Below are 5,607 nucleotides of genomic sequence, written 5' to 3'. Positions count from 1 at the left end.
AAGGTTAACGACGGTTAGATTCACCTCTTACACAGCACCTACACGAAGTTGCCACTCTTGTTCGCTGACTTTGTCTTTTAAGTTGAGTTTTGGTAGTTCAAACATAATTTGCCTTAAAATATTAACTTGGCTCAACCAGCCAATTTAGAAGTTTAGAAGTCTAAATGACTCTTGTTCGATGTTCAATAAAATAAAAACCACCGACATGCGGTGGTTTTTTCATAATCCAATGTGGATTACTTAACTTTTGATAAATAATCAGCAATCGCTTCTAGCTCAGCGTCAGATACATTTGCAACCATCGCTTTCATTGCCATAGACATACCGTTAGCGCGCGCGCCAGATTTAATGTCTTTCATTTGGTTAAGTAGATATGTTTTGTTTTGACCATTGATTTTAGGATAAGCGTCCATGATTGGCGCTTTACCTTCAGCACCGTGACATGTTTGGCACATTTTTGCCGTGTATAACGCTTTACCGTCTGCAGCTTCTGCATTGTTTGCAAATGCAGTGAAAGCAATGCCTGCACCTAAAACCATATATTTTACTTTACTCATAATTTTCTCTTCTTGTGTGACTATATGAATTCTTTACTTGCCCCAATCACGAATTTACCAAGTTAAATCGTCTGGTATCTCATAACCTGCATAACTTTTTACTTCGTTCAGTTACGTATTGCTAAGGTTAACCGATCCTTGTGGCTTCTAACTTCCAGCACCTAAACTATCTGAGCGAGCATAACTTAACACTTAGCGGTATTTTGATTACTCATCACCATTATGATCATACCGATGGTGTGGCTGCACTGGTTAAGGAATTTCGTGATATTCCGGTTTATGGGCCAAGACATAGCCCTTTTAAAGGTATTACTCATGGCGTATCAGAAGCGGATAAAGTCACTGTGTATGATTACACCTTTACCGTGCTTGCAACACCTGGTCATACCCTAGACCATATTTGTTACATTAACGACGAATTAAGTTTTACTGGCGACACCTTATTCAGTGCTGGCTGCGGACGATTATTCGAAGGCAGCGCAGAACAAATGTGGCACTCGTTATGTAAACTAAGAGCCCTGCCAGATGAGTGTAAAATCTACTGCACCCATGAATACACGCAAGCCAACTTAGCCTTCGCAAAAGCTGTAGAGCCAAATAACGAATACCTTCTCAACTACAGTGATGAAGTTGATACTCTGCGCGCCAAAGACGAAATAAGCTTGCCAACCCAGTTAGGCGTGGAAAAACAAATAAATCCATTTTTACGTAGCAATATAGCAACAATCACTGATGAGCTGCCTGATGAGCTAAAAATTAATTTGGATCTGAATGAACCTTGGCAACGCTTTGCAGGTCTCAGAGCCTGGAAAGATAACTTTTAAAAACGTAAACGCCGGTAGTTACAATTTTGTATATTTAGATCAGCATCTTGCAATAATAAGCTGACATAAACTGGTCATAAAGTGGCAATATGTTCTCAGAGCAGGTAATATTCGCCGAGTTTTTTTACCTGATGTATGGGTATATATGTATAAGTCTCCTTTAGTTTTATCACTTGCGCTGATTTTAAGTGGCTGTCAATTGACAGCTTCTGATTCAGCAAGTACAGATGTTGCGAGCAATAATGTTGAGCAACAATTAGACGGCGCAAGTCCGAGCGATATCAATGATGCATTGATGATCAACGCTCAATATCAACAATTAACCGATATTGATGAGCCGCCTCCTGTATTTGATGATGTATGGGAACGTATTCGCTATCAGCTTTCGATTGATGTGCCACAAAACCGCCCAGTTGTTGCTGAGCGTAACTATTATGCGCGTCATCAGGCCTATTTAGATCGTATCTCTAAGCGAGCTGAGCCTTACTTATACTTTATTGTAGAAGAAGTCGAAAAGCGTCAGATGCCAATCGAAATCGCACTTTTACCTATTGTGGAAAGTGCGTTTGATCCATTTGGTTATTCACATCGCAGTGCTTCTGGCATTTGGCAATTTATGCCACAAACCGGTGAGCGTTTCGATTTAAAACAAAACTGGTGGTATGACGGTCGCCGTGACATTGTGCAATCGACCCGTGCAGCGCTAGATTATTTATCATATTTACACAAAACCTTAGAAGGCGATTGGCTAAATGCCATTGCAGCCTATAACTCAGGTGAAGGTCGTTTACTTCGTGCCATTAAAAAGAACCGTAAAAAGCATTTACCAACGGATTTTTGGTCACTTGATTTACCAAGAGAGACCACTGCCTACGTACCTAAGCTGTTAGCGCTGTCTGATCTGGTAAAACGCAGTGACGAATTTGGTGTTAAGTGGCAGCCAATAATTAATGCTCAAGTCGTTGAAGCAGTTAATGTAGGGAGCCAAATTGACTTAGCACTTGCCGCTGACATGGCAGGCATTAGCTTAACAGAGCTTTATCGTTTAAACCCTGGCTTCAATCGCTGGGCGACGGATCCTAATGGCCCACACTTTTTATTATTACCGTCTGATAAAGTTGAAGCGTTTACTGACAAGCTAGCTAAAACAGAGCAAAAAGACCGCCTACGCTGGCAGCAATATATTGTTGCGCGCGGTGACAGTTTATCTGTGATTGCGAAGAAGTTTTCGACAAGCACAAACGCGATTAAAACACTGAATAAGCTTTCATCGAATACTATTCGTGTTGGTCAGCAATTACTTGTGCCACTAAGCGATGGTGAGATTAATAGCCAGCATTTACCAAAGTCAGTGCGTATGGCAGCTAATAAAGCAACACGTAAAAAACTTAGCCATAAAGTGGCCAGTGGCGATACACTGTGGGATATCAGCCGTGAGTACGATGTCACCATAGCTGAACTTGCAACATGGAATAAGCTGAAAAAAGAACGCGGTACTGCGTGTTGGTCAAAAGCTAACTGTGTATAAACAGGAAAAGTCGCAACTTGCTGCTACACAAATCAAAGAGCGCACCATTACCTATAAAGTTCGTCGTGGTGACTCGTTAGCGCGCATTGCTGCTAAGTTTAATGTGTCTGTAGAAGATATTATTAAATGGAATTCATTAGCTGGGCAAAAATACATTCAACCTGGGCAAAAGCTTAAATTAAAGGTTGATGTTCGAAGCGCATAATTGCTTCATCCAATATCAAAAAAAGAGCGCCTAATGGCGCTCTTTGTCTCTCTCATTTAGTATTTATGCTTCAAAGTCCATAAGTGTAATAACTCATTGGCAATGGTCGCTGCAGCAATCGCTGTTAGTTCACTTTGGTCATAGGATGGAGATACTTCAACCACATCCATACCGACCATATTAATGCCTTTCAATGCACGAAGTACTTTGAGTACTTTATCGCTGGTTAAGCCACCACATACTGGAGTGCCTGTCCCTGGAGCGAATGCTGGGTCAAGGCAGTCAATATCAAAGGTTAGAGTACACAGGTAAGTCACCCACACGTGCTTTAATTTGCTCTGCGATATCTTGTGCAGGCAAATCATTAGCTGCCATTGCATCAATCACTGCAAACTCATGTTTGCTTTGATCAAAATCAGTACGAATACCGATTTGAATACTGTGATCAACATCAATAAGCCCTTCCATCGGCGCATGATAAAACATGGTACCGTGATCATAGCGAGAGCCATTGCTGTAAGTATCTGTATGGGCATCAAAATGCACTAATGCCATCTTACCATATTGCTTAGCATGGGCACGCAGTAGCGGCAAAGTCACAAAGTGGTCGCCACCTAAACCTAATAATGTTTTACCTTGACGAAGAATTTGCTCAGCGGCTAATTCTAACTGCGCGGTAAAATATTCTGGGTCGCCTACTGGGTAAGTAAAATCACCCGCATCAGCTAATTTTAAACGCTCAAACAACGGAAACGTCCATGGGTACTTGGTTTCTTCCCATGCCAGGTGCACTGAGGCACGACGAATTGCGTCAGGCCCTAAACGTGCACCAGGGCGACCTGAGGTCGCCAAATCAAAGGGTAGACCTAGCACCACTACATCCGCATCGATTGCAGTGATGTTTTGCACCATCGGCTGACGTAAAAACGTCATGCCGTTTGAGTACAATGAATGATCTGTGTGGTCAAACAATGTCGACATTGCTTATAACTCTTCTAAATAAGTGTAACCATTTAAGCCAGTTTGCAGCTCATCTAATACGCTTTGCTGCTCAGTTTCTGGCAATTTAGCTGCCACCAGCTGGGCGTAAGACTGCTGGAAGCTTTCTACATCTAAATGTACGTAACGCATCATGTCTGCAACGGTATCACCTTCGTTAACTTCAGTGATTTGCGCTTGACCTTGCTCATCCATTTTTATAATTGCACTGTGTGTGTCGCCAAATAAGTTGTGCATATCACCTAAAATCTCCTGATAAGCACCCACTAAGAAAAAACCCATTAAGTAAGGTTTTTCTTCGCTAAATGCTGGCACAGGTAATGTGCTTTCAATACCTTGGCCGTCTACATAATGCTCCATAGCACCGTCTGAATCGCAGGTAATATCAAGTAACACGGCGCGTTTTTGTGGTGCTTCTGTTAAACCACTTAGCGGTAGAACAGGAAACACTTGGTCAATACCCCATGCATCCGGTAATGACTGGAACAATGAAAAGTTCACAAAAAACTTATCTGCTAAACGCGCATTTAATTCATCAATAATCGGGCGATGAAAACGGTTTTTGTTATCCATATGTTTGTTAAGTTCATAACATACGCGTAAGTTAACTTGCTCCGCCCATGCTCGCTCTGTTAAATCTAACAAACCAAGTGCAAACTGATTATGTGCTTCGGCTAAATCGCCTTGGCTATCGTGATAGATTTCGATTAATGCACGGTCGTCATTGTCATCACTTAACTGCTGCCATGATGTCCACATGTTTTTTAATAATAGTGGTGCATCAGCGGCTGGCGCTTGAATGTCTTCAGGTACATAGCTTTCGGTGCCGATAACATTCGAAATCAATACAGCATGGTGCGCTGTTAACGCACGACCTGACTCAGAAATAATGCGCGGCATTGGCTGCTCATATAACTTACAGGTATCACCAATGGTGTATACGATGTTATTAGCGTATTCACTTAGGCTGTAGTTCATTGAGTTATGTGACTGGCTACGAGTACCGTCATAATCTACCGCTAAACCGCCACCCACATCTAAGCAATCGATTTGTGCACCTAATTTACGTAACTCACAGTAAAAACGCGCAGCTTCACTCACACCTAAACGAACATCGCGGATGTTTGCCATTTGCGAGCCAAGGTGAAAGTGTACAAGTTGGATCAGATCAAGTTGATCAGACGCTTTTAAGCGATTGACCACACTGAGTACTTGCGATGCCGACAAACCAAATTTTGATTTTTCGCCACCACTTGCTTGCCACTTGCCCTTACCTTGCGACGCTAAACGTACACGAATACCAATGCGTGGCTTTACGTTTAACTCTTTTGCTTGGCTAAGCACCATGTCTAGCTCAGACAGTTTTTCAAGAACAATGTAAACCTTGTGGCCTAGCTTTTCGCCAATCAGTGCTAAACGAATGTATTCTTGGTCTTTGTAGCCATTACACACAATGACAGCACTGGTTTTTTCTGCCATTGCTAATACGGGTTA

Annotated in this window: 2 protein-coding genes and 3 pseudogenes; 2 read left to right on the top strand and 3 right to left on the bottom strand. The window is 42.1% G+C overall.

Going from position 1 to position 5,607, the window contains the following annotated elements; translation table 11 throughout:
- Positions 1–236 precede the first annotated feature (236 nt).
- Positions 237–557 carry a c-type cytochrome gene (locus tag ACXAC4_RS27765; protein ID WP_421963426.1) on the bottom strand — a complete coding sequence of 107 codons (321 nt, stop codon included), beginning with the start codon at positions 555–557 and terminating at the stop codon, positions 237–239.
- 140 nt (positions 558–697) lie between these two features.
- Between ACXAC4_RS27765 and gloB the strand changes: the two genes are divergently transcribed.
- Both gloB and ACXAC4_RS27755 read left to right on the top strand, forming a co-directional pair.
- Positions 698–1,381 carry a hydroxyacylglutathione hydrolase gene (gene gloB / locus ACXAC4_RS27760; protein ID WP_475168513.1) on the top strand — a complete coding sequence of 228 codons (684 nt, stop codon included), beginning with the start codon at positions 698–700 and terminating at the stop codon, positions 1,379–1,381.
- Positions 1,382–1,526: 145 nt separating this feature from the next.
- A pseudogene (locus ACXAC4_RS27755) lies at positions 1,527–3,114 on the top strand (LysM peptidoglycan-binding domain-containing protein).
- 56 nt (positions 3,115–3,170) lie between these two features.
- Here ACXAC4_RS27755 and speB read toward each other — a convergent pair.
- Positions 3,171–4,095 (bottom strand): annotated as a pseudogene (gene speB, locus ACXAC4_RS27750) (agmatinase).
- A gap of 3 nt (positions 4,096–4,098) precedes the next feature.
- Positions 4,099–5,601: pseudogene (speA, locus tag ACXAC4_RS27745) on the bottom strand (biosynthetic arginine decarboxylase); the annotation flags it as partial.
- Positions 5,602–5,607: the final 6 nt, after the last annotated feature.

This window comes from Pseudoalteromonas sp. AWM4_233 (genome assembly GCF_056158285.1).
The sequence above is the reverse complement of the archived record's forward strand: the minus strand, read 5'-3'. Positions and strand labels throughout refer to the sequence as shown.

What these genes read in the sequence shown, in the direction of transcription:
- ACXAC4_RS27765 (WP_421963426.1), bottom strand. Translation starts at nt 557, where the DNA reads ATGAGTAAAGTAAAATATATGGTTTTAGGTGCAGGCATTGCTTTCACT.